Raw genomic sequence first — 25,482 nt, 5'->3', positions numbered from 1 at the left:
CAACTCAACGGGTGAAGGTCCAGACGAGCAGCTCGGTGGGGACCGCCGCGGTGAGCTCGAGTCCCGGCCGGTCGGTGATCCGGAAGGCGTCGCCGTCGGCCATCGGCTCGGCGAGGGAGGAGCGCACCAGCGCGCCGCGGGTGACGAAGACGTGCTGGCGCGGCTCGTCGGGCAGGGTGACCGTGCAACCGGCCGGCATCCGCGCCACCCAGAACGTCGCGGAGGCGGTGCCGATCCGGGCCGGCGCGTCGTCGCGGTGCCCCGAGGCCACGGGGACGAGCCGGCCGTCGGGCAGCGTCACGTCGGCATTCGCGTACGCCGGCTCGCCGCCGGACCGGTCGGGGGTCAGCCAGGCCTGGACGAAGCGGGTCGGACCGACCCCGGCGGCGGCCACCTCGCGGTGCACGATCCCCGCCCCCGCCGACTGCACCTGGACGGACCCGGGCCGGACCAGCGCCGCCGTCCCGCTGTCGGCGGCGTGCTCGACCGCCCCGTCCAGCACCCAGGTCACGATCTCGACGTCGGCGTGCGAGTGGTCCTCGAACCCGGTGCCAGCGCGCAGCAGGTGGTCGTCGTGGCACACCAACGGACCGAAGCCCACGTTGCCCGGGTCGTAGTGCTCGCCGAACGAGAACGAGTGGCGGGTCAGCCGTCCCTGATCTCGGGTACTGAAGCGTTCCGAACTCCGGCGGATCTCCACGGCCACGGGCACAATTGTGCCCGTGCCCCCCGCCCCGCAGTCGCCCGGCTACCCCCAGCTGCCCGCCGGCTTCCGCTTCGGGACCAGCACCGCGGCGTACCAGATCGAGGGGGCCGCCACCGAGGACGGCCGGGGGCCCAGCATCTGGGACACCTTCTGCGCCCAGGAGGGGCGGATCGCCGACGGCTCCAGCGGTGCGGTCGCGTGCGACCACTACCACCGGTACGCAGAGGACGTGGCGCTGATGCGACGGCTCGGCGCCGGCGGCTACCGGCTCTCCCTGTCGTGGCCACGCATCCAGCCGACCGGGAGCGGCGCGCCCGACGCCCGCGGCCTGGACTTCTACGACCGGCTGCTGGACTGCCTGCTCGAGTCGGGGATCCAGCCGATGGTGACGCTCTACCACTGGGACCTGCCGCAGGCCCTCGAGGACGACGGTGGCTGGCTCAACCGGGCCACGATCGACCGGTTCGCCGACTTCGCCGCGATCGTCGGCGAGCGCTTCGCCGACCGGGTCGAGCACTGGATCCCCGTCAACGAGCCCAACGTGGTCACGATGCTCGGCTACGCCACCGGCACGCACGCCCCGGGCCGGACCCTGATGTTCGACGCGCTGCCGGTCTCCCACCACCTCCTGGTGGGCCATGGGCGGGCCGCGATCGCGCTGCGCGCGGCGGGCGCGACCAGCGTCGGCTGCGCCAACAACCACGCGCCCATGTGGCCGGCCACCGAGGACGAGGCCGATGTCGGCGCCACCAAGCTGTTCGACGCGATCTGGAACGGCATGTACGTCGAGCCGATGCTGCTCGGCCGCTACCCGGCCGACCTGGCGCCGCTGATGGAGGAGGGCATCCTCGAGGGCGACATGGCCACGATCCGGCAGCCCCTCGACTTCTACGGGGTCAACTACTACAACCCGATGAAGGTCGCCGCCGCCGGCGAGGACGCCGAGATGCCCTTCGAGTTCCGCGAGCTCGTCGGCTACCCCACCACCGACTTCGGCTGGCCGGTCGTGCCCGATGCGCTGCGCGAGTGGCTGATCACGCTGCGGGCGCGCTACCGCGCCGCGCTGCCGCCCATCATGATCACCGAGTCGGGCTGCTCCTACGGGATGGGCCCGGACGAGCAGGGCGTGGTCGACGACCAGCCCCGGATCGACTACCTCGAGGCCCATCTCGAAGCGGTCGCCACGGCGATCCGCCGTGGCGTCGACGTGCGCGGCTACTACACGTGGTCGTTGCTGGACAACTTCGAGTGGGCCGAGGGCTACACCCAGCGGTTCGGCCTCGTGCACGTGGACTACGAGACCCAGAAGCGCACCCCGAAGCGGTCCTTCCAGTGGTACGCCGACATGATCGCCGCCCAGCCGAAGCACGCGGGCTGACCCGTCAACCGGTCGACCCGTTCAGCCGGCGAGGGCCTTCGCGAGCCGGCGCACCGCCGTCTCCAGCCGCTCGGCGCTGGTCGCGATGTTGACGCGGGCGTGGCCGGACAGCCCCGGCTGGTAGTCCGACCCGGGCGCGACCCGCACGCCGTGCTCGAGGCCGCGCGCGGCCGGGTCGTCGTGGCCGTATGCCCGCAGGTCGAGCCAGGCGAGGTACGTCGCCTCGAGCGGCCGTGTCCGGGCGTCGGGCAGGTGGTCCGTCACGAGCTCGGCGAGCAGCGCCCGCTGGGCGTCGAGCCTCTGGACGAGGGCGCCGTGCCAGTCGTCGCAGTCCTGCCACGCGACCCGGGCGGCGATCATCCCCAGCGGTGAGTAGGAATGGTTCTGCGGGAGCGGGACACCGCGCAGCCGGGCCTGTTCGGCCGGGTCGAGCACGACCACCTGGGCGGTGTGCAGGCCCGCGGTGTTGAAGGTCTTCGAGGGGCTGGTCACCAGGATCCCGCGCTCGTCGACGGTGAGGTACGGCGTGAACGCTGTGCCGTCCGTCCTCTGGGGCCCGGGCAGCACCAGCGGGCCGTGGATCTCGTCGGTGACCACGCGGGCGTCGTACCGCCCGGCGAGGGCGGCCAGGGCCTCGAGCTCGTCACGGCGGGGCACCCGGCCGAGCGGGTTGTGGGGGTTGCAGAGCAGCAGCGTCCGGGCGCCGGCGCGGAAGGCGTTCTCCACGGCCTCGAGGTCGAGGACGGCGTCGGTGGCGTCGGGGTCGGTCTCGACGGCCACCAGCTCGCGGCCGGCGATCGCGACGACCTCCCGGAACGGCGGGTAGCAGGGCAGCGGCACCACGACCGGGCCCGGCGGGCAGAGCACCTCGAGGACCAGGCGGATGCCGGCGATCACGTCCCCGACGACCACGCTCGCGTCCTCCGGGGGCGACCACGACCAATGCCGCTGCGCGAACCCGGCGAACGCCGCGCCGACCCCGCCGTCCCCGAAGGGCGGGTAGCCGGCCGTGCCCCGGCGTACCGCCTCGGTCAGCGCGGTCACCACCGCCGGCGCGAGCGCGTAGTCCATCTCCGCCACCCACGCCGGGACCACCCCGGCTCGACGGCTCCCCACTTCAGCGGCAGCGCTGCCCGGGCTTCCTCGTCGGTGAGATCAACGATCACGGGGTCGAACCTAGCGGGGCCGAAAACATGTAACGCGGTGTCCACGCATCTGGAGCGGTGCCGCAACGCCGCACCGGTGACGTGGACACCGCGTTACAAGCGGGGGCCCGCTCAGAGGGCCGCGGCCACCCGGGTGCCCTGCTCGATCGCGCGCTTGGCGTCGAGCTCGGCGGCGACGTCGGCTCCGCCGACCAGGTGCACCGTGGCACCGTCGACCAGGTGTACGGCGGTGTCCGCCCCGACGAGCTCGTCGTAGAGGTCCCTCACCGAGTCCTGGCCGGCGCAGAGCACCACGTGGTCGACGGCGAGCACGTGGGAGACGCCGTCGACTGTGTAGTGCAGGCCCTCGTCGTCGACCCGGTCGTACGTGACGCCGCTGACCTGGACGACGCCGGACTGCTTGAGCACCGCACGGTGCGCCCAGCCCGACGTCTTGCCGAGCCCGATGCCGATCGGGGTGGTCTTGCGCTGCAGCAGGGTGACCTCGCGGACAGGGGTGCGCGGCTTGCGCTCGGTCAGCCCACCGGGGTGCACCGCGGGGTCGCCGACGCCCCAGTGCGCCATCCAGTCGTCCAGCGTGTCGGCCGGGTCGTGGGTCAGGAAGTGGCTCACGTCGACCCCGATCCCGCCGGCGCCGATCACCGCCACCCGCTTCCCGGGCACGACCGCGCCGCTGAGCACGTCGGCGTACGACACCACCGTCGGGTGGTCGATGCCGTCGAGCTCCGGGGTCCGGCCGACCACGCCGGTGGCGACCACGACCTCGTCGTACGACGCCAGGTCGGCCGCCGTGGCCTCCGTGCCGAGGCGGACGTCGACGCCGAGGACCTCGAGCCGCCGGGTGTAGTAGCGCAGGGTCTCGCGGAAGTCCTCCTTGCCGGGCACCTGCATCGCGAGCCGGAACTGCCCGCCCAGCTCCGGCGCCTTCTCGAAGAGCGTGACCGCCAGGCCGCGCTCGGCGGCCGAGACCGCGGCCGACAGCCCGGCCGGACCGGCTCCGACGACGGCCACCGACGCCTGACGCCGGGTGGGCGCGAGCACCAGCGTCGTCTCCCGGCAGGCGCGCGGGTTCACCAGGCAGGACGCCTTCTGGTTCTTGAACACGTGGTCGAGGCAGGCCTGGTTGCACGCGATGCAGGTGTTGATCTCGTCGGCCCGCCCGGCCGCGGCCTTGGCCACGAAGTCCGGGTCGGCCAGCAGCGGGCGCGCCATCGAGACCAGGTCTGCCTCGCCGCCGGCCAGGATCTCCTCGGCAAGCTCGGGGGTGTTGATCCGGTTGGAGGCGCAGACCGGCACCGACACCGCGGCCTTGAGCCGGGCGGTCGCCGAGCGCCAGGCGCCCGGCGGGACCTGGGTGATGATCGTGGGCACCCGCGCCTCGTGCCAGCCGATGCCGGTGTTGAGCACCGTCACGCCGGCCTGCTCGAGGTGGTGAGCGAGGTCGAGCACCTCGTCCCAGGTCTGCCCGCCCTCGACCAGGTCGAGCAGCGAGATCCGGTAGACGATCGGGAAGCCGTCGCCGACCAGCTCCCGCGCGCGTCGCACGACCTCGACCGGGAACCGCATCCGCTTCTCGGCCGAGCCGCCCCAGCCGTCGGTGCGGTCGTTGGTGCGGGCGGCGAGGAACTGGTTGATGAGGTATCCCTCCGAGCCCATCACCTCCACGGCGTCGTAGCCCGCCTTGCGCGCCAGCGCCACGCTCTTCGCGAAGTCGGTGGCGGTGCGGTCGACGCCCTGGGTCGAGAGCGCGCTCGGCCGGAACGGCGTGATCGGCGACTTCCGCCGGGACGCGCTGACGCTCAGCGGGTGGTAGCCGTAGCGCCCGGCGTGGAGCACCTGCAGCGCGATCGCGCCACCTTCCTCGTGCACGGCTGCGGTGACCTCGCGGTGCCGCATCGCCTGCAGCCGGGTGGTCATCTCGGAGGCGAACGGCTTGAGCCAGCCGCGCTTGTTGGGCGCGTAGCCGCCGGTCACGATCAGCCCGACGCCGCCGCGTGCCCGCTCGGCGAAGTAGGCCGCGAGGGCCGGCAGGTCGCGGACCCGGTCCTCCAGGCCGGTGTGCATCGAGCCCATCACCACGCGGTTGCGCAGCGTCAGGTCGCCCACGGTGAGCGGGGTGAGCAGGTGGGGGTAGTCGGTCATCGTCCGTCCTTCGCTGATCGCACTTCCAGGTACTCGGTGAGCCACTCGACCCAGAACCGCTCCATGCGGATCCCGCCGCGCAGGACGAGGTACTGGTCGAGCTCGTGGTCGGTGTGGGTCTCGGGGTGCGGGTGGTCGCGCCGCTCGAGCTGCTCGTAGTGCGCGAGCCGGGCCCGGTGCTCGGCGAGGTTGGCGCGGACGACGTCCAGCACGGCCGCGCGGTCGCCGTACGACGCGCCGCGCATCTTGACCGAGAGCTCGCTGCGCAGCGGCTCCATCGGGGTGGGCGTCGCCAGCCAGTCGGCCAGCACCCGCTCGCCGGCCGGGGACACGGCGTACACCTTCTTGTCGGGCCGTCCGGCCTGGGCGACCTCGGTGACCGACACCCAGCCGTCGGCGTCCATCCGCGCCAGCACCCGGTAGATCTGCTGGTGGGTCGCGTGCCAGAAGAACCCGATGGAGCGGCTGAACCGCTTGGCGAGGTCGAGGCCGGACGCGGGTTGCTCGCGCAGTGCGACGAGGAGCGCGTGCTCGAGGGCCATGACGTCAGCATGCCCGACCTATGCAACGAGTTGCAATGGGGTATACGTCACGGTCGATTCCGGTCGAGGGCCCTTGGCAGATACCCATAGGGGGTATAGGTTCGGTCGCATGAACAGCTCATGGAGGATGGCGGCGACCGCGACCCTGCACTGCCTGACCGGCTGTGCGGTCGGTGAGGTGCTCGGCATGGTGCTGGCCACCTGGTGGGGCTGGGGCAACGCCGGCAGCGTGGTGCTGTCGGTGGTCCTGGCGTTCTTCTTCGGCTACCTGCTGACCTTCAGCGGCGTGCGGCGCGCCGGCCTCGACGTGCCCACCGCGGTGCGGACCGCGCTGGCCGCCGACACCGTCTCGATCCTCACGATGGAGATCGTCGACAACGGCTTCCTGGTCCTCTGGCCGGGCGCCATGGACGCCACCCTGGCCGACATCCTGTTCTGGATCTCGCTGGCGGCGTCGCTGGCGATCGCCTTCGTGGTGACCGTCCCGGTGAACCACTGGATGATCGGGCGTGGGAAGGGACATGCGGTCGTCCACGAGATGCACGAGCACTCCGGCCACTGAAACCGTAGAATTTGGCCATGCGCCTGCGTGGATCCGTCGTAGCCCTGCCTCTCGTGTTGCCGTTTCTCGTGGTCGCGGCTGCCTGCGCACCGCAGGACTCCAGCCCCTCGGCGTCCGACTCGAACAGTGGCAGCCCGGCCTCCTGCGCCAAGGCCGACCTGCCGCTGATCAAGCCGGGCACCCTCACGATCGGCACCGACTCCCCGGCGTACGACCCGTGGTTCAGCAACAACGACCCGACCAACGGCAAGGGCTACGAGTCGGCCGTGGCGTACGCCGTCGCGGACCAGCTGGGCTTCTCCCGCGACGAGGTCACCTGGGTCAAGGTGCCGTTCAACAGCTCCTACAAGCCTGGCGCGAAGAACTTCGACTTCGACATCAACCAGATCTCGATCACGCCGGCACGGGCCAAGGTCGTCGACTTCTCCGACGGCTACTACGCCGCCGCGCAGGCCGTCATCGCGCTCAAGGGGAGCAAGGCCTCGGAGGCCACCAGCCTCGCGGACCTCAAGGACCTGAAGCTGGGGGCCCAGACCGGCACCACCTCGCTGACCGCGATCCGCGACGTGATCCAGCCCAGCCAGGACCCGGCGGTCTTCGAGGACACCAACGCCGCCAAGCAGGCACTGCTGAACCACCAGGTCGACGCGATCCTCGCCGACCTGCCGACCGCCTTCTACATCAGCGCGGTGGAGATCCCGAACAGCACCATCGTCGGGCAGTTCCAGCCCGAGACCGGGCAGCAGGAGGAGTTCGGGATGCTCTTCCAGAAGGGCAGCGGGCTGGTGCCGTGCGTGAACGAGGCGCTCGCCACCCTGAAGAGCGACGGCACGCTCGCCGACCTGGAGAAGAAGTGGCTCTCCGACGTCGTGAACGTGCCGACGCTGCAGTGACGCAGCCGCCGGCCGAGGCCGCCACCACCTGGGAACCCAGCCCACGCGAGCTCGAGCGCCGCGAGATCCGCCGCCGCCTGCGCCTGCGTTCGACCGTGATCGCCACCGTGGCCGTGGTCGTCGCCTTCGTCGGGGTGGGCGTGCTGGTCGTGACCTCGCCGGGATGGCCCCGGGTCCACGAGGCCTTCTTCAACGGCCACCACGCCCGGGCGTCGCTGCCGGGCATCTGGTCGGCCTTCTGGCTCAACGTGAAGATGTTCCTGGTCGCCGAGCCCCTGATCCTGGTGCTCGGCCTCGCCATCGCCGTCGCCCGCGGCGCCCGGTCGCCGTGGCTGGTGCCGGTCCGGCTGGTGGCGGTCGTCTACACCGACCTGGTCCGCGGCATCCCGACGATCCTGCTCGTGCTGCTGTTCGGTTTCGGGATGCCCAGCCTGCAGCTCCAGGGCGTGCCCAACAGCCCGATCTTCTGGGCCACGACCGCGCTGGTCGTCTCCTACAGCGCCTACGTCGCCGAGGTGTTCCGCTCCGGCATCGAGTCGATCCACCCCTCCCAGGTCGCCAGTGCCGAGGCACTCGGCCTCGGTCGCGGCCAGACGATGCGGTACGTGGTGGTGCCGCAGGCGGTGCGCCGCGTCGTACCCCCTCTGCTCAACGACTTCGTCTCGCTGCAGAAGGACACCGCCCTGGCATCGACCATCGGCGTCTTCGAGGCGGTCTTCGTCGCCCGGGACTACGGCAACTACAACTTCAACTACACGCCGTACGTCGTGGTGGCGATCTTCTTCGTGGTGCTGACGATCCCGCTGGCCCGTTTCACCGACTGGCTGGGGCGGCGCTACTCCGAGCGCGAGCGGGCGGGGGCCCGATGACCGAGACTGCCGGGGGACCGCTCCTCGAGGTCACCGACCTGCGCAAGTCGTACGGCGAGCGCGTCGTGCTGGCCGACGTCGACCTGGTCGTGAACCCGCACGACGTGGTCTGCCTGATCGGCTCCTCGGGGTCGGGGAAGTCGACGTTGCTGCGCTGCCTGAACCTGCTCGAGGACGTCGACGACGGCGTGATCCGCTTCGAGGGCCGGGAGATCTCCGACCCCCGCGTCGACCGCCGCGCGGTGCGCAGCCGGATGGGGATGGTCTTCCAGGCCTACAACCTCTTCCCGCACCTGACCGTCCTGGAGAACTGCACGCTCGCGCCCCGGCGCGTGCACGGCGCCTCCCGCGCGGAGGCCGAAGAGCGGGCCCGGCAGCTGCTCGACCAGTTCGGCCTCGCCGACCAGGCCGGCAAGCACCCCGACCGCCTGTCCGGAGGCCAGCAGCAGCGGGCGGCGCTGGTGCGGGCGCTCTGCACCTCCCCGACGCTGCTGCTCCTCGACGAGATCACCGCCGCCCTCGACCCCGAGCTCGTCGGGGAGGTCCTGACCATCGTCCGCGACCTCGCCGAGCAGGGCACCACGATGGTCCTCGCCACCCACGAGATGAGCTTCGCCCGCGACGTCGCCACCTCGGTGTGCTTCCTGCACGAGGGCCGGATCCTCGAGCATGGCCCGCCCGAGCAGCTCCTCACCGACCCCCGCGAGGCCCGGACCAGGCAGTTCCTGCGTCGGGTGCTGCCACCCGCCTGATCATGTCGGCCGGGGTCGCGCCCACCCTGACAGCGGTCCTGTCATGATCGCCCCATGAGCTACGAACTCGGTCAGGGCACGGGTCCGCTGCGCGGGGTGAAGGTCGTCGAGATCGCCGGCATCGGGCCGGGACCGCACGCCTGCATGACCCTCGCCGACCTCGGGGCCGACGTGATCCGGGTCGAGCGGCCGGGCGGGCAGCTGCTGGCGGGTGGCCCGCACAACCTGCTCAACCGGGGCCGCCCGAGCGTCGCCCTGGACCTGAAGCGGCCCGAGGCGATCGCGACCGTGCTCGACCTCGTGAGGGACGCCGACCTGCTGGTCGAGGGGATGCGACCCGGCGTGGCCGAGCGGCTCGGGCTCGGGCCGGAGCAGTGCCACGAGGTCAACCCGCGCCTGGTCTACGGCCGGATGACCGGCTGGGGCCAGGAGGGTCCGCTGGCCCAGGCGGCCGGCCACGACATGAACTACATCTCGGTCGCCGGTGCCCTCCACGGCCTGGGCCAGGACAAGGGCCGCCCACACTTCCCGGCCAACCTCGTCGGCGACTTCGGTGGCGGCTCGACGTACCTGGTCATCGGGCTGCTGGCAGCGCTCCTCGAGGCCCGGGGGAGCGGCACGGGCCAGGTGGTCGACGCCGCCATCGTCGACGGGACCGCCCACCTCAACACGATGACCGCGGCCTTCCTGGCGGCCGGCGGCTACAAGGAGGAGCGGGCGGCCAACCTGCTCGACGGCGGCGTGCCCTACTACGACCTCTACGAGACCGCCGACGGCCGGCACATGTCCGTGGGCGCGCTCGAGCCCCAGTTCTACGACCTGTTCGTCGAGCTCCTCGGCATCGCGGAGTCCGCCCCCGACCGGTTCGACCCGGAGCGGGTCGAGGAGCTGCGCACGCTCATCGCCGAACGGTTCCGCACCCGCACCCAGGCGGAGTGGGTGGAGGTCTTCGAGGGCACCGACGCCTGCGTGGCCGGCATCATCCCGATCAGCGAGGCCGCCGAGCACCCGCACCTGGCAGCCCGGGGGACCTACGTCGTGCGCGACGACATGCTCCAGCCGGCGCCGGCGCCCCGCTTCTCGAGGACCCACGCGACCCTGACGACGCCGCCCACCGCGACTCCGGGCGCCGACACCCGCGAGGCGCTGACCGCCTGGGGGGTTGCCGACGTCGAGGGTCTCATCGCCGGCGGCGCCGCCGTGCAGGCCTGAGCCTGACAATGGTCCCGTGAAGCCCTTCCTCTTCCTCGGCACCCGCCCCGAGGACGACGTCGCCGAGAGCGAGTACGTCGCGGTGCTGCGGTGCGCAGGCCTCGACGAGCGCGACGTACGCCGGGTCCGGCTGGAACGCGACGAGCTCGGCCACGTCGACCTCGACGACTGGTCGGGCATCGTGCTGGGCGGCGGTCCGTTCAACATCAGCGACCCGGCCGACTCCAAGTCCGCGGTGCAGCACCGGGTGGAGGCCGAGCTGCGCGGGCTGGCCCTGCTCGTCGTCGAGGCGGACTTCCCGTTCTTCGGCGCCTGCTACGGGATCGGCACCCTCGGCTCCCTGCGCGGCGGGGTCGTGGACCGGACCCACGGCGAGCCGATCGGTGCGGTGGAGGTGACCAAGACCGAGGCCGGCGGCCTCGACCCGCTGCTCGGGCCGCTGCCGGACGCGTTCGAGGTCTTCCTCGGCCACAAGGAGGCGGTGAGCCGACTCCCCGACGGAGCGGTGCTGCTGGCCTCCTCGGCCACCTGCCCGGTGCAGGCCTTCCGGATCGGGGAGCGGGTCTACGCCACCCAGTTCCATCCCGAGCTGGGACGTCGACGGGCTCTGCCTGCGCATCGACGCGTACCGCCACCACGGCTACTTCGACCCGTCCCAGGCCGAGGAGCTGATGGCCCTGGCGCGCACCGCCGTGGTCACCGAGCCGCCGCGGCTGCTGGCCCGGTTCGTGGAGCTCTTCGCGCGCTGAGGCGGGTCGTTCTGCCCTGTGCCCGGCACGGACGGCGGGGGAGGTTGTGCCTGTGGACCGTCGCCGGTGGGTCTCCGGGGCCGAGGTCGCCCTGGGCGCGATCGTCGTGCTCCTCGACGTACTGCTGCCCACCCTGGTCCTGCTCCTCATGGCGTCGGTCTCCCTGGCCGTACGCCGGGTCGGGCCCGCCACGCTCGGGCTGGTCCGCTCGGCACACCCGGCCCGGATGGCCGTCGAGGTGCTCGGCTGGACGGTGGCCTGGACGCTGCTCGAGCTGGCCCTGGTCATCCCCGTCGCCGAGCACCTGACCGGCCGGCGCCAGGACGTCAGCGAGTTCGCCGAGCTGCAGGGGAACCTCGGTCTGACACTGGCGCTGATCGGTCTCTCCTGGACGCTGGCCGCGGTCGGGGAGGAGGTCGCCTACCGCGGCTACCTGCTGACCCGGATGCGGGAGGCGCTGCCAGCCGGCAACCTCGGGGTCGTCACGGCGGTCCTGGCGTCGGCCGTCCTCTTCGGGATGGCCCACACGGAGCAGGGTGTGGTGGGGGTGCTGGTGACTGCGGCGGACGCGGTCGTCTTCACCGCGTTGCGCTACCGCTACCGCACGTTGTGGGCCTCGGTGCTGGCCCACGGCTACAACAACACGATCGGCCTGACCGCCTACTTCCTGGTCGGCCCGATCCACGGCCTGTGGTGAGCCTCACCGGTCCGGCCGTCCGTGCAGCCGCACGATCGCCTCGGCCAGCTGCGCCTCGGAGATCCCCGCACGCCGGGCGGCCCGGGACAGGTGTCGGCGGGCAGCCCGCAGGTCGAGGTCGAGGTGAGCCGCAAGCGCCCGGACCGCCCGGCCGATGACGCCCTCGCGGGCGAGGAGGTCCGGCGCGCGCTCCGCGGCCCGGCGGCTGCGGAACGGCAGGTCGGCGTTGGTCACCGCGCCCGGCGCCCAGCTGCCCAGGATGGTGGCCAGCTGCTCGTGGAGGCCGCCGAAGGCGTTGTCGGAACCGGCGTACAGGGTCACCGTCCCGGTCGTGAGCCCGTCCGTGAGGATCGGCATGGTGAGCGAGCTCGCGACGGCCGGGGCCGCGCCGCGCTGGGCCAGCCGCTGCCAGGCGCGCTCGTCGAGGACGTCCTCCGGCAGGCTCGGGGGCGGGCCCCGCTGCGCGACCGGCCGGGAAGCAGGGCCCGGTTCGGAGACGGGCCCGACGTCGAGGTGTCGCAGGGCGTCGAGCAGCGCGATCTCCGCATCGGTCGCGACCAGCGCGAAGGTCACCCCGTGCTCGCGGGAGACCAGGCTCAGGGCGACGCAGTCCGGCACCAGCTCGCACACCCGCCGGCCCATGTCACGCAGCCGCTCCGCCAGGTCGCCGTCGACGGCGAACGGGCCCAGCTCTTCGATCGCCGCGACCGTCTCCGGGATGGGTTCCATGATGTCCCCGCTCCTCGTCGGTCCTGCCGTCGTCGGTCCGGCCCTGGCGCGTCGGACCTCCCGCTCTGGAGGTACCCGTACCCCCAGCGGTCATGCCCGCCCGGACGCAGCGGTGCGCGATGTTGTGACTCGGCAGTAGGTTCCGTGCCATGAGCACGCGTCCCACCCCCGAGGCGGCCCAGTCGACCCCAGAGTCGACCCCAGAGTCGGCCCCCCGGTCAGCGGAGCACGTCGACGTACTGATCATCGGAGCCGGCCTCTCCGGCATCGGCGCGGCCTGCCGGCTGCGCACGGAGCACCCCCAACGCAGCGTCGCGATCCTGGAGGCCCGCAGCGCCAGCGGCGGCACCTGGGACCTCTTCCGCTACCCGGGCATCCGGTCGGACTCCGACATGTTCACCTTCGGCTACCGCTGGCGTCCCTGGCCCGGCGACCGGGCGCTCGCCGACGGGCCCGCGATCCTGGAGTACGTCCGCACGGTGGCGAAGGAGTACGCCGTCGACGAGCTGATCCGCTACCACCACACGGTCCGGCGGGCCTCCTGGGACAGCTCGACGGCACGGTGGACCGTCGAGGTCGACCGCGACGGCGAGCCGGTGACCCTGACGACGAGCTTCCTCTACGCCTGCTCGGGCTACTACGACTACGACAGCGGCTACTCGCCGGAGTTCCCGGGCGTCGAGGACTTCGCCGGCGAGATCGTGCACCCGCAGGCCTGGCCCGAGGACCTCGACCACGCCGGCAAGAAGGTGGTCGTCATCGGCAGCGGCGCCACGGCGGTCACGCTGGTCCCGGCGATGGCCGGCGAGGCCGAGCACGTCACCATGCTCCAGCGCTCGCCGTCGTACGTCCTCTCACGCCCGGGCCGCGACCCGCTGGCGCAACGGCTCGAGCGGCTGCCCACCCGGCTGAGCTTCCCGATCGTGCGGTGGAAGGCGATCCTGCTGGCCGTGGCGACGTTCCAGCTCGCGCAGCGCCGCCCGGCGCTGGCGCGCCGGATCGTCCGCAAGGCCACCAAGGAGCAGCTGCCGCCCGGGGTCGACGTCGACGTGCACTTCAACCCGGCGTACAACCCGTGGGACCAGCGGCTCTGCTTCGTGCCCGACGGCGACCTGTTCAAGGCGCTGCGGGCCGGGACCGCCTCGATCGTCACCGACCACATCGAGACGTTCACCGAGAAGGGGCTCCGGCTGCGGTCGGGCGAGGAGCTGACCGCCGACATCGTCGTCACCGCGACCGGCCTGAACCTCAAGCCGATGGGCGGGATCGAACTGGTCGTGGACGGTCGCGAGGTCGACCTCGCCCGGACGATGACCTACCGGACCATGATGCTCAGCGACGTGCCCAACTTCGCCTTCACCATCGGCTACACCAACAACTCGTGGACGCTCAAGGCCGACCTGGTGGCCGACTACGTCTGCCGGGTGCTCGCCCACCTCGACCGCACCGGCACCCGGATCGCGGTGGCACCGCGCGACCCGTCGGTGGGCGAGGAGCGGCTGCTGACCTTCAGCTCCGGCTACGTCCTGCGGTCGCTGGACAAGCTCCCCAAGCAGGGCGACCGCGAGCCGTGGAAGCTCCGCCAGAACTACCTGTACGACGTCCGCTCGCTGCGCCGCGGCGACGTCGACGACGGCGTGCTGACGTTTGCCTGACCCGCGCATGGGCACGAACCCAGTGTCACGCGCGGCACTCGTCGCGCGGCGGACGGATGGAGGATGAGATGGGCTTGAGCGACAAGGCAGGCAACAAGACCGAGGACCTCGGCGGCAAGGCCAAGGAGGCCACCGGCAAGGCGGTCGGCAACGAGAGCCTCGAGGCCGAGGGCAAGAACGACCAGACGAAGGCCTCGGCCAAGCAGGCCGGCGAGCACGTCAAGGACGCCGCCAAGAACGTCAAGGACGGCCTGACCAAGTAGGACCCCGGCCGTCGCGACCCGCCGCCAGCGGGCCGCGAATAGGCCACAACGGGCTGCTGACCCTAGAGTGGGCTCGGCAGCCCGTTCCGTCTTGCCTCGGGCTTCCGCGCTGGCCGACCCGCACCTCGCAAGAGGATGCAGGCGCCGCGCCCCTCCTCGTGAGGCCTGCTTCTCAGCTCCCGTCGCCGATGGGATCAGCTTGGCGAGACACGCCAACAGTGAGTGATTTCCCCTTGTCTTCTGCACAGTCCACCCTGTCCTTCACCCAGCTCGGCGTGCCCGCCGACCTCAGCTCGGTGCTCGAGGCCCGCGGCATCACGGTGCCGACCCCATCCAGACCGCGACCCTCCCGGACTCCCTCGCGGGCCGCGACGTCCTCGGCCGTGGCCGCACCGGCTCCGGCAAGACCTACGCGTTCCTGGTGCCGCTGGTGGCCCGCCTGGTCGCCTCCGACCGCCCGGCCCGCCCCAAGTCTCCCCGCGCGCTGATCCTGGCCCCCACCCGTGAGCTGGTCGGCCAGATCCAGGAGGCGCTCGAGCCGCTGGCGGCCACCGCTGGCCTGACCACCCGCACCGTCTTCGGCGGAGTCGGCCAGAACCCGCAGGTCCAGGGCCTGCGCCGCGGCGTCGACATCGTCCTGGCCTGCCCCGGCCGGCTCGAGGACCTGATCGGCCAGGGCCACTGCAGCCTCGGCGAGGTCGAGATCACCGTGCTGGACGAGGCCGACCACATGGCCGACCTCGGCTTCCTCCCCGCCGTGCGCCGCCTGCTCGACCAGACCCCGAGGTCCGGCCAGCGGCTGCTGTTCTCGGCGACCCTGGACAAGGCCATCGACGTCCTGGTCAAGCGCTTCCTGAGCTCCCCGGTCACCCACGAGGCCGACTCCGCGCAGTCGCCGGTCGCCGCGATGGACCACCACGTGCTGCACCTCGACCGCGAGCACCGGGTGCCGGTGCTGGTCGACCTGACCAGCGCCCCCGGCCGCACGGTCGTCTTCACCCGCACCAAGCACGGCGCCAAGGCGCTGACCCGCCAGCTGAACAAGAACGGTGTCCCGACCGTCGAGCTGCACGGCAACCTGAGCCAGAACGCCCGCACCCGCAACATGGACGCCTTCCACGCCGGTCGCGCCACCACCCTGGTCGCCACCGACATCGCCGCGCGGGGCATTCACGTCGACGACGTCGCGCTGGTCGTCCACGCCGACCCGCCGGTCGAGCACAAGGCCTACCTGCACCGCTCGGGACGTACGGCGCGTGCCGGCGCCGCCGGCACCGTCATCACGCTGATGACCGACGAGCAGGTCCGCGACGTGCGTGACCTCACCCGAGCCGCGGGCATCAAGCCGACCACGACCAGGATCAACGGCGCCACGCACCCGGTGCTGGTCCAGCTCGCCCCCGGCGAGCGGGTCACCGTGCCCGGCGGCCTGGCCGTCGAGGCCCCGGCTCCCGCCCAGGGCCGCAAGCCCAGCGGCGGCTCCTCCGAGGGCTCCGGTGGCCGGTCGGGCGGCGGTCGCACCCGCTCCCGCCGCGGGCGCAGCGGTCAGGGCTCGCGCGCTGCTGGTTCCGGCCAGGGGTCGACGTCCGGCCAGAAGCCCGCGCAGAAGTCCACCCAGGGGTCGAGCGCCGGAGGGAACGGCGCCGGCGGCTCGCGTCGCCGGTCCGGCGGCGCCCGCCCGGCCACGGCCGGCTCCGGCGGGCAGTCGCGCCACAGCGCGGCGTCGTTCAGCACGGGCCGTCGCTGACGGTCGCCGATCACGCCACCCCCCGCCACGTAGGGTCGCGGCGGAAGGGGTGAGCCGTGCGGACCTGGTTGCAGCGAGCGCTGTGGGACGTCGTCCCGCGTGACCACCGGGAGTCCCCCGAGGCCTTGCGCCGGCGCCAGGCCGTGACGATCGCCTTCGTGGTGATCGGCGGCCTGGTGCTCGGCTTCTCGCTCCGGATCGAACCGGGCAGCGCGTGGTTCTACCCCGCGACCCTGGTGCTCGCGAGCGTGTGGACGATCGGGGCGTTCGCCTCGGGCCCGCTGCACCTGGGCCGGATCTCGCACTCGACCGGGCTGCGCCGCCCGGTGGTGACGCCGATCGTGCTGGGGCTGGCCCTGGTCGGCCTCTTCCTGCTGGGCGGCCTGGTCGTCCGGCAGATCCCGTTCCTGGACCAGCAGGTGCGCTCGGTCCTCGACCACGCCGCCGCAGGGTCGTGGCCGCTGCTGGTGCTGATCACGGCGGTCAACGGCATCGCCGAGGAGCTGTTCTTCCGCGGCGCCGCCTACGCCGCCACGCCCCGCTACCCGGTGCCGGTCACGACGGTCGCCTACACGCTGGCCACCCTCGCCACGGGCAACCTGATGCTCGCCTTCGCGGCCGTCCTGCTGGGAGTGGTGGTCGGGCTGCAGCGCCGCGCCTCGGGCGGGATCCTGGCGCCGATCCTCACCCACGTGACCTGGTCGGTCTCGATGCTCTTCCTGCTGCCCTGGCTCTTCGGCTAGCGGGCACCGCCCTCGTCGAGCGCGCGCCTTACCGCCTCGGCGTACGGCATCGGCTCCCCGGGCACGAGGTCGCGGATCGAGTGGTCGGTCACCACGACCTCGGTGCCCATCGAGTCGATCAGGTTGCGCGCCGTGGTGACGTCGACGTCGGTGACCAGCGAGAGCCAGTACGACGAGAGCCGGGGCGTCAGGACCGGCACCCGCACGATCGGGACCCGGTGGCCGGCGGAGATCTCGGCCGCCACCTGGAGCATCTCGAGGTAGGTCATCTCCTCGGGGCCGCCGATCTCGAAGGTGCGGCCGTAGGCCTCCTGCAGGCCGACGACCCCGGCGAGGTAGCGGATCACGTCGTCCACGGCGACCGGCTGCGTGCGGGTCGAGACCCACTTGGGCACCACCATGGCGGGGAGGTTCTTGACCAGCTGCCGGGTGAGCTCCCAGGAGATGCCCCCGGAGCCGACCACGATCGCGGCACGCAGCACGGTGACCGGGACGCCGGCCTCGCCGAGCAGCCCCTCCACCTCGCGACGCGAGCGCAGGTGGGCGGACAGGTCGTCGTCCTCGGCGCCCAGGCCCCCCATGTAGACGATCTGCTTCACGCCCGCCGCCGCGGCGGCCCGGCCGAAGGTGCGTGCGGCCTCGGCGTCCTTGCGCTCGAAGTCGGGGTCGTCGAGCGAGTGCACCAGGTAGACGGCCGCGTCCACGCCGGCCAGCGGGTCACTGAGGGAGGATCGGTCGTGCACGTCCCCGCCCACGGCCTCGCCCGGGCCGTCGTACGCCTCGGGCCGGCGCGTCATCGCCCGCACCTTCAGGCCGCGGTCGACCAGCTCGGGGACCAGGCGCCTGCCGATGAAGCCGGTGGCGCCGGTGACCAGCACCGTCGTCGCTGCGTTGTCGCTCATGGACCCACCCTAGGAGTGGGCACCACACCGGCCGGCCGGTCAGCCCGCTTGTCCAGCCGGGCGACCCGGCGTACTCTTGATTCAAGATTCAACTAACAGGGAGATGCCTGATGCCCGTAGCAGCGGTCCGCCTCAACCACGCCGTGCTCTTCGTCGCCGACCTCGAGCGTGCGCTCGCCTTCTACACCGGGGTCTTCGCGATGGAGGTGGCCGCCCGGGAGCCTCGCGCGAACGCCGCCTTCCTGCGCCTGACCCGGTCCGGCAACCACCACGACCTCGGGCTGTTCGGCGTCGGCCCCCAGGCGGCGCCCAAGGTGCGCGGCGGCATCGGGCTCTACCACCTCGCCTGGCAGGTGGACACGATCGACGAGCTCGAGGAGGCGCGGATGGCGCTGGTCGGGGCGGACGCGTTCACCGGCGAGTCGAGCCACGGCGCCACCAAGAGCGTCTACGGCAAGGACCCCGACGGCAACGAGTTCGAGGTCATGTGGATGCTGCCGCGCGAGGCGTGGGGCGAGTTCGAGCACGCTGCCCCGGTCGAGTCGCTGGACCTCCCGGACGAGGTGCGCCGCTGGGCCGGGGTCCGCACCGCCGGCCGGATCGTGACCGACGCCGAGGCCGACGCGCATGAGTGAGCGCCGGCCGGTGAGCACCTTCGCCCCCGCCGTGGTGGCCGAGCGCGGCTCCGCGGACCCGCAGGCGCCGCTGGTGGTCCTGCTGCACGGTCGAGGCTCCCACGAGCAGGAGATCCTCGCCCTCGCCGACCACCTCCCGCCCGGCCCGCAGTACGCCGCGGTGCGGGCGCCGATCGCGGAGGGCGGCGGCTTCGCGTGGTTCGCCAACCGCGGCATCGGCCGCCCGGTCGCCGCGAGCCTGGCGGACACGATGGCGTGGTTCCGGGAGTGGCTGGACGAGGTAGCGCCCGAAGGTCGGCCGGTGGTGCTGGTCGGCTTCAGCGGCGGTGCGGCCTTCGCCGGCGGGCTCGTGCTCGCCGACCCGGCCCGCTTCGCCGGCGCGGCGATCCTCTACGGGACGCTGCCCTTCGACGCCGGCGTGCCGGTCGAGCCCGGCCGGCTGGCGGGGCTCCCCGTCCTCGTGGCCCAGGGCGAGGCCGACCACGTGATCCCGCGCGAGCTGCTCGACCGCACCTGGGCCTACCTCACGGGCGACTCGGGCGCGGTCGCGCGCACGCGGCGCGACCCGGGAGGTCACGGCCTCACCGAGCCGACCCTGCGCGAGCTGGCCGACTGGGTCGCCTCGGTCGTGGGGCTGCCCGCGTCTTCCTAGCGTGCGCGCTGGGCGATGCCCTCGCGCTTGGTCTCGTCCATCGCGCTCTCGTAGGCCTGGACCAGGCTGGCGATCGAGAGCGGCTTGAGCCGCTCGACCACCTCCCGGACCCGCTCCGGCGAGGTCCCGGACTCCTTGTAGAACGGCCACGCCTTGGTGCGGAACACCTCGTAGAGCTCCTCGGCGATTTGGCGGCCGTGCGCGGCGTACACGTCGGCGGCCGCGAGGGCCGCCTCGGTCGGGAAGCCGAGGTCGAGCAGGCCCAGGCCGACGGACAGCTGCGACACCGCCACCTGGTGCTTGCCGCGCCGGCCCGGGAAGACCACCCCGAGGGCGGCCAGCGTGGTCAGGTCCTCGTCGCTGAGCGGGCGACCGGCGCGCTTGTCGAGCTCGGCCCGCGACATCTCGATGGGCGACTCGTGCTGCCACGGCGCCAGCATCGTGCGCTGCAGGGCGATGTCGGCGGGGGTGGCGTCGTGCGGGATGTTGGCGACGTACTTCTCGATGGCCGAGAGCGTGAAGCCGTGGCTCTGCAGCTCCTGGACCAGCTCGAGCCGCGCGACGTGGTCGGCGGTGTAGTAGCCCGAGCGGCCGCGCCGGATCGGCGGCGGCACCAGGCCCTTGGTCGTGTAGAAGCGCACGTTGCGCACGCTCATCCCGACCCGGGCGGTGAGCTCGTCGAGGGTGAGCAGCTCACGCGTCGTCTCCGCGCCGTCCGTCATCGCGCTCCTCCGGGGTTGGTGGTGACCCAGACCACATTCCGGGTCGCCTTGACCGTGACAGCAATAGTGTCACAATCAAAGGGGGTCACGACAGACTCGATCCAACGACTCAATCGCAAGGACGGTCATGGCTGAAGCATTCGTGTACGACCACATTCGTACGCCACGCGGCAAGGGCAAGAAGGTCGGGTCGCTGCACGAGGTCAAGCCGGTCGACCTCGTCGTCGGCCTGCTCGACGAGATCAAGGTGCGCAACCCCGGACTCGACCCTGCCCGGATCGACGACGTCGTCCTCGGCGTCGTGTCGCCGATCGGCGACCAGGGCGGTGACATCGCCAAGACCGCCGCGCTGAAGGCGGGCTACCCCGAGACCGTGGCCGGCGTGCAGCTCAACCGCTTCTGCGCCTCCGGCCTCGAGGCGGTCAACCAGGCGGCGTCGCGGGTGCGGGGTGGCTTCGAGGACCTGATCCTCGCCGGTGGCGTCGAGTCGATGAGCCGCGTCCCGATGGGCTCCGACGGCGGCGCCTGGGCGATGGACCCCGACACCGCGCTGAAGACCGGCTTCGTGCCGCAGGGCATCGGCGCCGACCTGATCGCCACGATCGAGGGCTGGAACCGCGACGACGTCGACGCCTACGCCGCCGAGTCGCACCACCGCGCCGCGAAGGCCTGGGCCAACGGCTACTTCGCGAACGCCGTGGTCCCGGTCAGGGACCCCAACGGGATGACCGTGCTCGACCACGACGAGACGATCCGACCCGACACGAGCCCCGAGGGCCTCGGCGCCCTCAAGCCGTCGTTCGCCGACATCGGCGCCCAGGCGGGCTTCGACGACGTGGCGCTGGAGAAGTACCACTGGGTGGAGCGGATCGACCACGTCCACCACGCCGGCAACTCCTCGGGCATCGTCGACGGCGCCGCGATCATGGCGATCGGCAGCGAGCAGGTCGGCACCGACCTCGGCCTGACCCCGCGGGCCCGCATCCTGGCCACGGCGGTCTCCGGCGCGGACCCGACCATCATGCTCACCGGTCCGGCCCCGGCCGCGCGCAAGGCGCTGGGCAAGGCGGGGCTGTCGGTCGAGGACATCGACCTGTTCGAGATCAACGAGGCCTTCGCGGCCGTGGCGATGCGGTTCATGCGCGACATGGGCATCAGCCACGAGATCACCAACGTCAACGGCGGCGCGATCGCCATGGGGCACCCGCTGGGCGCCACCGGCGCGATGATCCTTGGCACCCTCGTCGACGAGCTCCAGCGGCGCGACCAGCGCCGCGGCCTCGCCACGCTCTGCGTCGGTGGCGGCATGGGCATCGCCACCATCGTCGAGCTCGTCTGACCCCATTCGTTGAGTTGGGCCTCATTCGGAACCCAGTTGGGCGGGATTCCGAGAACCAGGCCCAGCTCGAAGCCGAATCAGGCCCAACTCAACAAGCTTTCCGCCGAGACTGAAGGACACCCACCGGCATGACCGAGACCCAGCAGACCGAGCAGACCGCCGTGCGGTACGACAAGGACGCCGACGGCATCGTCACCCTCACCCTCGACGACCCGACCGCCAGCGCCAACACGATGAACGACCTCTACATCGCCTCCATGGCCGCGGCCGTGGACCGGCTGTACGACGAGCTCGCGCAGGACGAGTCGGGCGTGACCGGCGTGGTGGTCGCTAGCGCGAAGAAGACCTTCTTCGCCGGCGGCAACCTCAAGAAGATGGTGCAGGCGACCAAGGCCGACGCCGCCGACGTGTTCGGCGCGGGCGAGAGCGTCAAGGCGGCGCTGCGCCGCCTCGAGCAGTTCCCGCGCCCGGTCGCCGCCGCGATCAACGGCGCCGCCCTCGGCGGGGGACTCGAGATCGCCCTGGCCTGCAACCACCGAGTGGTCGTCGACGACCCGTCCGTGCAGCTCGGCCTCCCCGAGGCGTCGCTGGGCCTGCTGCCCGGTGGCGGCGGGGTCACCCGCGTGGTGCGGATGCTCGGCATCCAGTCCGCGCTGATGGACGTGCTGCTCCAGGGGACGCGCTTCAAGCCGGCCCAGGCCCAGGAGAAGGGTCTCGTCGACGAGCTGGTCGCCACCCGCGACGAGCTCGTGCCGGCGGCCAAGGCCTGGATCAAGGCCAACCCGGACGCCGCGCAGAACCCCTGGGACCAGCCCGGCTACAAGATGCCCGGCGGCACCCCCAGCACCCCCAAGCTCGCGGCGTTCCTGCCGGCGTTCCGGCGCTGCTGCGCCAGCAGACGAAGGGTGCGGTCTACCCCGCTCAGCGGGCGATCCTCTCCGCCGCGGTCGAGGGCGCCCAGGTCGACTTCGACACCGCCTCGCGGATCGAGTCGCGCTACCTGACCAACCTGATCGTGAACCAGAACGCCAAGAACATGATCCAGGCGTTCTTCTTCGACCTGCAGGCGATCAACTCCGGGTCGCTGCGACCCGACGGCATCCCGCCGTACAAGGCCGTCAAGGTGGGCGTCCTCGGCGCGGGCATGATGGGCGCCGGCATCGCCTACTCGTGCGCCCGCGCGGGGATGGAGGTCGTGCTCAAGGACGTCGCGGTCGAGAACGCCGAGAAGGGCAAGGCCTACAGCGCGAAGCTGCTCGACAAGGCGATCGCCAAGGGCCGCTCGACCGAGGAGAAGAAGGCGGAGCTGCTGAGCCGGATCACCCCGACGGCCGACCCGGCCGACCTCGCGGGCTGCGACCTGGTGATCGAGGCGGTCTTCGAGGACCCCGCCCTCAAGGCCACGGTCTTCGCCGAGATCGCCGGGCACGTGAACCCCGACGCCCTCCTGTGCTCCAACACCTCGACGCTGCCCATCACCGAGCTGGCCGGCGGCGTGGACCGGCCCAAGGACTTCATCGGCCTGCACTTCTTCTCGCCCGTGGACAAGATGCCGCTGGTCGAGATCATCCGCGGCGAGCAGACCTCCGACGAGGCGCTCGCCAAGGCGTACGACGTCGTCCAGCAGATCCGCAAGACCCCGATCGTTGTCAACGACAGCCGTGGCTTCTACACCTCGCGGGTGATAGGCACGATGGTGAACGAAGGGCTGGCGATGCTCGCCGAGGGCGTGCACCCGGTCTCTCTGGAGCGCGCGACCACGCAGGACGGCTACCCCGTGGGTGTCCTGCAGCTCTCCGACGAGCTGAACATGGAGCTGTTCAAGAAGATCAGCAACGCCACCCGCGCCGCGGTCGAGGCCTCCGGCCAGGCCTACACGCCGCACCCGGCGGAGGCGGTCATCGACACGATGATCGGGCTCGGCCGCCCCTCGCGGCTCAAGGGTGCCGGCTTCTACGAGTACGACGAGTCGGGCAAGCGGCTCGCGCTGTGGAAGGGCCTCGCCGACACCTTCCCGGTGGCCGGGGCCGAGAGCGGCCGGGAGCAGGTCCCCTTCCAGGACGTGAAGGATCGGCTGCTGTTCGTGGAGGCGCTCGAGACCGCCAAGTGCTTCGAGGAGGGCGTGCTCACCTCGGCGGCCGCGGCCAACATCGGGTCGATCATGGGCATCGGCTTCCCGCCGAACACCGGTGGCGCAGCGCAGTTCATGACCGGCTACCAGGACCCGAACGACACCGACGCGCCGATCGGGCTGGCCGCCTTCGTGGCCAGGGCCGACGAGCTCGCGGAGAAGTACGGCGACCGGTTCCGGCCCACGGCGTACCTGCGGTCGATGGTCGAGAAGGGTGAGTCCTTCCCCGCCTGACCGAACGGCACAACAGCAGCGGCGACGGCCCGCCGAGCACTGCTCGGCGGGCCGTCGGCCGTGCAGGCGGTGGCCGGGGCTCAGCGGTGGGTCTGGAACCAGGGGTGGTGCAGGTCGTAGAACGTCGCGCCCTGCATGGCGTACTCCAGCTCGGCCATCACCTCGGGCGGCGGCGGGACCTGCTCGCCGGCGCGGGCGCTGGCCTCGTCGGTGAAGGCCACCGTCTCGGTGAACGTGCCGTCGGGCTCGAGCGCGAGCGTGGCCCCGAGGATCTCCGGGCGCATCTCGTGCAGGAGCGTCGTGTCGGCCATCATCGACTTGAGGCGAGCGGGGTCGCTGACCTTGCCGCGGATCACCTGGACGAAGCCGGCCTGGTCGGAGCCGCCGTCCATCATCAGCGTGACGTCGTCGCAGTCGTGGAACTCGACCGGTCCGTCCATCAGCGCCATCATCTGCTCGGCCCAGGCGGTCTGCTCCGGCCGGTTCGAGTTGGCCATCGCGGCGTCCTTCGACTCGAAGCGGACCACGCCGATGAACCTGTCGTCGTCGGTGAAGCCGTAGGTGCCCCCCAGCCAGCCGCTCGCACCGGGGCCGACCTCGGCGACCCAACGCTCTGCCATCGCCCGGAGCTCGTCCTGCCTCGTGCACTTCCCCTGGATGATCTGGATGAACACAGCGACCTCCTCTCGGTGGGCCGCCCCCGGGTTGAGGCGACCCGAGTCCGTCTTCGACGTTATTGCCGCCCCCACCGGCCGTCCATGGCGCGATCAGGGGAAATGGGGGCGGCGGCTAGGGTGCCGGGCATGGACTTCGCTCCGTCCGCCCGGGCCGCCGACCTCACCGATCGGGTGGCCGCCTTCATGGCCGAGGAGATCGCTCCGGTGGAGCCCGACTACCACCGCGACCTCGCCGAGCAGCGCCGCAGCGGGGACCCCTGGCAGCCGCTGCCGGTCCTCGAGGAGCTCAAGGCGAAGGCCCGGGCGCAGGGGTTGTGGAACCTCTTCCTGCCCCGGGAGCACGCGCACGAGTACGCCGCCCGCTTCGGCACCGACGGCGGCGAGGGGCTGACCAACGTCGACTACGCGCCCCTGGCCGAGCTGATGGGTCGCTCCGCCATCGCGTCCCTGGTCTTCAACTGCAACGCGCCCGACACCGGCAACATGGAGGTGCTGCTGCGCTGCGGCTCGCCCGAGCAGCGGCGCGAGTGGCTGGAGCCGTTGCTCGACGGCCGGATCCGCTCGGCGTTCACGATGACCGAGCCCGACGTCGCCTCCTCCGACGCCACCAACATGGAGGCCACCGCGGTCGTGCACGGTGACGAGGTGGTGGTCAACGGCCGCAAGTGGTGGTCGACCGGCGTGGGCCACCCCGACTGCAAGGTCCTGGTCTTCATGGGCCTCACCGACGCCGACGCGGATCGTCACCACCGGCACTCGATGGTGCTGGTCCCGCGGGACGCGCCGGGCGTGCGGGTGGAACGGCTGCTCGACACGATGGGCACCTATGACGAGCCGCTGGGCCACGGCGAGGTGTCGTTCACCGACGTGCGGGTGCCGGTCGCCAACATCATCAGCGGACCCGGCGAGGCGTTCGCGATCGCGCAGGGCCGGCTCGGGCCCGGACGCGTCCACCACTGCATGCGGCTGATCGGATTGGCCGAGCTGGCGCTGGAGCTGGCCTGCAGGCGGGGCCTGGAGCGCTCGGCGTTCGGCAAGCCGATCGCCAACCTCGGCGGCAACCGCGAGCGCATCGCCGAGGCGCGCATCGCCATCGACTCCGCGAGGTTGCTGGTGCTCAACGCGGCCTGGAAGCTCGACGTGGGCGGTCCCCTCAACGCGCTCTCCGAGGTGTCGCAGATCAAGGTGGCGGTCCCGAACATGGCCCAGCGCGTCATCGACATGGCGATGCAGATCCACGGCGGCGGCGGGCTCTCCTCGGACTTCCCGCTCGCCGGTGCCTGGACGGCGGCGCGGGCGCTGCGGCTGGCCGACGGGCCGGACGAGGTGCATCGCGGCGTCATCGCCCGGCTCGAGCTGGGCAAGTACGGCGCGCGTCGATGAGC

26 protein-coding genes are annotated in these 25,482 nt (G+C 72.0%); 18 read left to right on the top strand and 8 right to left on the bottom strand.

Annotation, left to right across the window (positions count from 1 at the left end; translation table 11 throughout):
* Positions 1-4 precede the first annotated feature (4 nt).
* Positions 5-706, bottom strand: coding sequence for a pirin family protein (locus H0S67_RS22390; RefSeq protein ID WP_180934843.1), 702 nt, complete (start codon positions 704-706; stop codon positions 5-7).
* Between the two features lie 16 nt (positions 707-722).
* On the opposite strand from H0S67_RS22390, the gene H0S67_RS22385 reads away from it, so the two are divergent.
* The gene (locus H0S67_RS22385) at positions 723-2,084 is read left to right on the top strand and encodes a GH1 family beta-glucosidase (RefSeq protein WP_180934842.1); all 1,362 of its coding nucleotides are present in this window, start codon (positions 723-725) and stop codon (positions 2,082-2,084) included.
* A 21-nt stretch (positions 2,085-2,105) separates the two neighbouring features.
* Here H0S67_RS22385 and H0S67_RS22380 read toward each other — a convergent pair whose 3' ends face one another.
* From H0S67_RS22380 to H0S67_RS22370, 3 genes are all read right to left on the bottom strand, one after another.
* The gene (locus H0S67_RS22380) at positions 2,106-3,155 is read right to left on the bottom strand and encodes a MalY/PatB family protein (RefSeq protein WP_180934841.1); all 1,050 of its coding nucleotides are present in this window, start codon (positions 3,153-3,155) and stop codon (positions 2,106-2,108) included.
* 206 nt (positions 3,156-3,361) lie between these two features.
* Positions 3,362-5,392, bottom strand: a complete 2,031-nt coding sequence (locus H0S67_RS22375; protein WP_180934840.1) for an NADPH-dependent 2,4-dienoyl-CoA reductase — start codon at positions 5,390-5,392, stop codon at positions 3,362-3,364.
* A complete protein-coding gene (locus H0S67_RS22370; protein WP_180934839.1) occupies positions 5,389-5,934 on the bottom strand; it encodes a PadR family transcriptional regulator in 546 nt (181 codons plus the stop codon). Before H0S67_RS22370 ends, H0S67_RS22375 begins: the two co-directional genes overlap by 4 nt.
* Positions 5,935-6,043: 109 nt before the next feature.
* Here H0S67_RS22370 and H0S67_RS22365 point away from each other — a divergent pair, with 109 nt between their 5' ends.
* From H0S67_RS22365 to H0S67_RS22335, 7 genes are read left to right on the top strand one after another with little or no spacing between them, the layout of a single operon-like run.
* The gene (locus H0S67_RS22365) at positions 6,044-6,496 is read left to right on the top strand and encodes a DUF4396 domain-containing protein (RefSeq protein WP_180934838.1); all 453 of its coding nucleotides are present in this window, start codon (positions 6,044-6,046) and stop codon (positions 6,494-6,496) included.
* 53 nt (positions 6,497-6,549) lie between these two features.
* Complete coding sequence (locus H0S67_RS22360; protein ID WP_343050239.1) at positions 6,550-7,389, top strand: ABC transporter substrate-binding protein; 840 nt, start codon at positions 6,550-6,552, stop codon at positions 7,387-7,389.
* Positions 7,386-8,258: an amino acid ABC transporter permease gene (locus tag H0S67_RS22355; RefSeq protein ID WP_180934836.1), complete on the top strand. Its 873-nt coding sequence runs from the start codon at positions 7,386-7,388 to the stop codon at positions 8,256-8,258. The genes H0S67_RS22360 and H0S67_RS22355 overlap by 4 nt, the downstream gene beginning before the upstream one ends.
* Positions 8,255-9,010 (top strand): amino acid ABC transporter ATP-binding protein, encoded by a 756-nt coding sequence (locus tag H0S67_RS22350; RefSeq protein WP_180934835.1) that lies wholly within the window; start codon positions 8,255-8,257, stop codon positions 9,008-9,010. Before H0S67_RS22355 ends, H0S67_RS22350 begins: the two co-directional genes overlap by 4 nt.
* A 54-nt stretch (positions 9,011-9,064) precedes the next feature.
* Positions 9,065-10,222, top strand: coding sequence for a CaiB/BaiF CoA transferase family protein (locus tag H0S67_RS22345; protein WP_180934834.1), 1,158 nt, complete (start codon positions 9,065-9,067; stop codon positions 10,220-10,222).
* Positions 10,223-10,238: 16 nt separating this feature from the next.
* The gene (locus tag H0S67_RS22340) at positions 10,239-11,279 is read left to right on the top strand and encodes a glutamine amidotransferase (RefSeq protein ID WP_219635396.1); all 1,041 of its coding nucleotides are present in this window, start codon (positions 10,239-10,241) and stop codon (positions 11,277-11,279) included.
* Positions 11,198-11,668, top strand: a complete 471-nt coding sequence (locus tag H0S67_RS22335; protein WP_219635395.1) for a CPBP family intramembrane glutamic endopeptidase — start codon at positions 11,198-11,200, stop codon at positions 11,666-11,668. Before H0S67_RS22340 ends, H0S67_RS22335 begins: the two co-directional genes overlap by 82 nt.
* A gap of 3 nt (positions 11,669-11,671) precedes the next feature.
* Here H0S67_RS22335 and H0S67_RS22330 read toward each other — a convergent pair whose 3' ends face one another.
* Complete coding sequence (locus H0S67_RS22330) at positions 11,672-12,397, bottom strand: ANTAR domain-containing protein (RefSeq protein ID WP_180934832.1); 726 nt, start codon at positions 12,395-12,397, stop codon at positions 11,672-11,674.
* Positions 12,398-12,546: 149 nt separating this feature from the next.
* Here H0S67_RS22330 and H0S67_RS22325 point away from each other — a divergent pair, with 149 nt between their 5' ends.
* The 4 genes from H0S67_RS22325 to H0S67_RS22310 all read left to right on the top strand — a co-directional run bounded on the left by H0S67_RS22325 (position 12,547) and on the right by H0S67_RS22310 (position 16,805).
* Entirely contained in the window at positions 12,547-14,052 is a 1,506-nt protein-coding gene (locus tag H0S67_RS22325) for a flavin-containing monooxygenase (protein ID WP_180934831.1), read from the top strand.
* A 68-nt stretch (positions 14,053-14,120) separates the two neighbouring features.
* Complete coding sequence (locus H0S67_RS22320) at positions 14,121-14,315, top strand: CsbD family protein (protein ID WP_180934830.1); 195 nt, start codon at positions 14,121-14,123, stop codon at positions 14,313-14,315.
* A 331-nt stretch (positions 14,316-14,646) separates the two neighbouring features.
* Entirely contained in the window at positions 14,647-16,062 is a 1,416-nt protein-coding gene (locus H0S67_RS22315; protein WP_246355430.1) for a DEAD/DEAH box helicase, read from the top strand.
* 56 nt (positions 16,063-16,118) lie between these two features.
* Positions 16,119-16,805: a CPBP family intramembrane glutamic endopeptidase gene (locus tag H0S67_RS22310; RefSeq protein WP_180934829.1), complete on the top strand. Its 687-nt coding sequence runs from the start codon at positions 16,119-16,121 to the stop codon at positions 16,803-16,805.
* On the opposite strand, the gene H0S67_RS22305 is transcribed toward H0S67_RS22310, so the two are convergent.
* Positions 16,802-17,707, bottom strand: coding sequence for an NAD(P)H-binding protein (locus tag H0S67_RS22305; RefSeq protein ID WP_180934828.1), 906 nt, complete (start codon positions 17,705-17,707; stop codon positions 16,802-16,804). The genes H0S67_RS22310 and H0S67_RS22305 overlap by 4 nt on opposite strands.
* A 110-nt stretch (positions 17,708-17,817) precedes the next feature.
* Between H0S67_RS22305 and H0S67_RS22300 the strand changes: the two genes are divergently transcribed.
* Complete coding sequence (locus tag H0S67_RS22300; RefSeq protein WP_180934827.1) at positions 17,818-18,342, top strand: VOC family protein; 525 nt, start codon at positions 17,818-17,820, stop codon at positions 18,340-18,342.
* Entirely contained in the window at positions 18,335-18,994 is a 660-nt protein-coding gene (locus tag H0S67_RS22295; RefSeq protein ID WP_180934826.1) for an alpha/beta hydrolase, read from the top strand. The genes H0S67_RS22300 and H0S67_RS22295 overlap by 8 nt, the downstream gene beginning before the upstream one ends.
* Here the strand turns inward: H0S67_RS22295 and H0S67_RS22290 are convergent.
* Complete coding sequence (locus H0S67_RS22290) at positions 18,991-19,716, bottom strand: MerR family transcriptional regulator (protein WP_180934825.1); 726 nt, start codon at positions 19,714-19,716, stop codon at positions 18,991-18,993. The two genes, H0S67_RS22295 and H0S67_RS22290, sit on opposite strands and share 4 nt — an antisense overlap.
* 127 nt (positions 19,717-19,843) lie before the next feature.
* Here H0S67_RS22290 and H0S67_RS22285 point away from each other — a divergent pair, with 127 nt between their 5' ends.
* The 3 genes from H0S67_RS22285 to H0S67_RS27640 all read left to right on the top strand — a co-directional run bounded on the left by H0S67_RS22285 (position 19,844) and on the right by H0S67_RS27640 (position 23,420).
* Positions 19,844-21,055 carry an acetyl-CoA C-acetyltransferase gene (locus tag H0S67_RS22285; RefSeq protein WP_180934824.1) on the top strand — a complete coding sequence of 404 codons (1,212 nt, stop codon included), beginning with the start codon at positions 19,844-19,846 and terminating at the stop codon, positions 21,053-21,055.
* A gap of 128 nt (positions 21,056-21,183) precedes the next feature.
* On the top strand, positions 21,184-22,059 hold the full coding sequence (locus H0S67_RS27645; protein ID WP_343050235.1) for an enoyl-CoA hydratase/isomerase family protein: 876 nt from the start codon (positions 21,184-21,186) through the stop codon (positions 22,057-22,059).
* Positions 22,060-22,070: 11 nt separating this feature from the next.
* Positions 22,071-23,420, top strand: coding sequence for a 3-hydroxyacyl-CoA dehydrogenase family protein (locus tag H0S67_RS27640; protein ID WP_343050233.1), 1,350 nt, complete (start codon positions 22,071-22,073; stop codon positions 23,418-23,420).
* A gap of 80 nt (positions 23,421-23,500) precedes the next feature.
* Here the strand turns inward: H0S67_RS27640 and H0S67_RS22275 are convergent, their stop codons facing one another.
* Positions 23,501-24,094 carry a hypothetical protein gene (locus H0S67_RS22275; RefSeq protein WP_180934823.1) on the bottom strand — a complete coding sequence of 198 codons (594 nt, stop codon included), beginning with the start codon at positions 24,092-24,094 and terminating at the stop codon, positions 23,501-23,503.
* A 129-nt stretch (positions 24,095-24,223) separates the two neighbouring features.
* Here H0S67_RS22275 and H0S67_RS22270 point away from each other — a divergent pair, with 129 nt between their 5' ends.
* Positions 24,224-25,480 (top strand): acyl-CoA dehydrogenase family protein, encoded by a 1,257-nt coding sequence (locus H0S67_RS22270; RefSeq protein ID WP_180934822.1) that lies wholly within the window; start codon positions 24,224-24,226, stop codon positions 25,478-25,480.
* Positions 25,481-25,482 lie beyond the last annotated feature (2 nt).

The sequence above is a fragment of the Nocardioides ungokensis genome, from assembly GCF_013466985.1.
GTDB classification, from domain to species: Bacteria; Actinomycetota; Actinomycetes; order Propionibacteriales; family Nocardioidaceae; genus Nocardioides; species Nocardioides ungokensis.
The sequence above is the reverse complement of the archived record's forward strand: the minus strand, read 5'-3'. Positions and strand labels throughout refer to the sequence as shown.

Coding starts and splice junctions, on each gene's coding strand:
- H0S67_RS22295 (WP_180934826.1), top strand. CDS start 18,335: ATGAGTGAGCGCCGGCCGGTGAGCACCTTCGCCCCCGCCGTGGTGGCC.
- H0S67_RS22285 (WP_180934824.1), top strand. CDS start 19,844: ATGGCTGAAGCATTCGTGTACGACCACATTCGTACGCCACGCGGCAAG.
- H0S67_RS22325 (WP_180934831.1), top strand. CDS start 12,547: ATGAGCACGCGTCCCACCCCCGAGGCGGCCCAGTCGACCCCAGAGTCG.
- H0S67_RS22320 (WP_180934830.1), top strand. CDS start 14,121: ATGGGCTTGAGCGACAAGGCAGGCAACAAGACCGAGGACCTCGGCGGC.
- H0S67_RS22350 (WP_180934835.1), top strand. CDS start 8,255: ATGACCGAGACTGCCGGGGGACCGCTCCTCGAGGTCACCGACCTGCGC.
- H0S67_RS22335 (WP_219635395.1), top strand. CDS start 11,198: ATGGCCGTCGAGGTGCTCGGCTGGACGGTGGCCTGGACGCTGCTCGAG.
- H0S67_RS22345 (WP_180934834.1), top strand. CDS start 9,065: ATGAGCTACGAACTCGGTCAGGGCACGGGTCCGCTGCGCGGGGTGAAG.
- H0S67_RS22290 (WP_180934825.1), bottom strand. CDS start 19,716: ATGACGGACGGCGCGGAGACGACGCGTGAGCTGCTCACCCTCGACGAG.
- H0S67_RS22270 (WP_180934822.1), top strand. CDS start 24,224: ATGGACTTCGCTCCGTCCGCCCGGGCCGCCGACCTCACCGATCGGGTG.
- H0S67_RS22330 (WP_180934832.1), bottom strand. CDS start 12,397: ATGGAACCCATCCCGGAGACGGTCGCGGCGATCGAAGAGCTGGGCCCG.
- H0S67_RS22300 (WP_180934827.1), top strand. CDS start 17,818: ATGCCCGTAGCAGCGGTCCGCCTCAACCACGCCGTGCTCTTCGTCGCC.
- H0S67_RS22365 (WP_180934838.1), top strand. CDS start 6,044: ATGAACAGCTCATGGAGGATGGCGGCGACCGCGACCCTGCACTGCCTG.
- H0S67_RS22305 (WP_180934828.1), bottom strand. CDS start 17,707: ATGAGCGACAACGCAGCGACGACGGTGCTGGTCACCGGCGCCACCGGC.
- H0S67_RS27645 (WP_343050235.1), top strand. CDS start 21,184: ATGACCGAGACCCAGCAGACCGAGCAGACCGCCGTGCGGTACGACAAG.
- H0S67_RS22370 (WP_180934839.1), bottom strand. CDS start 5,934: ATGGCCCTCGAGCACGCGCTCCTCGTCGCACTGCGCGAGCAACCCGCG.
- H0S67_RS22375 (WP_180934840.1), bottom strand. CDS start 5,392: ATGACCGACTACCCCCACCTGCTCACCCCGCTCACCGTGGGCGACCTG.
- H0S67_RS22380 (WP_180934841.1), bottom strand. CDS start 3,155: ATGGACTACGCGCTCGCGCCGGCGGTGGTGACCGCGCTGACCGAGGCG.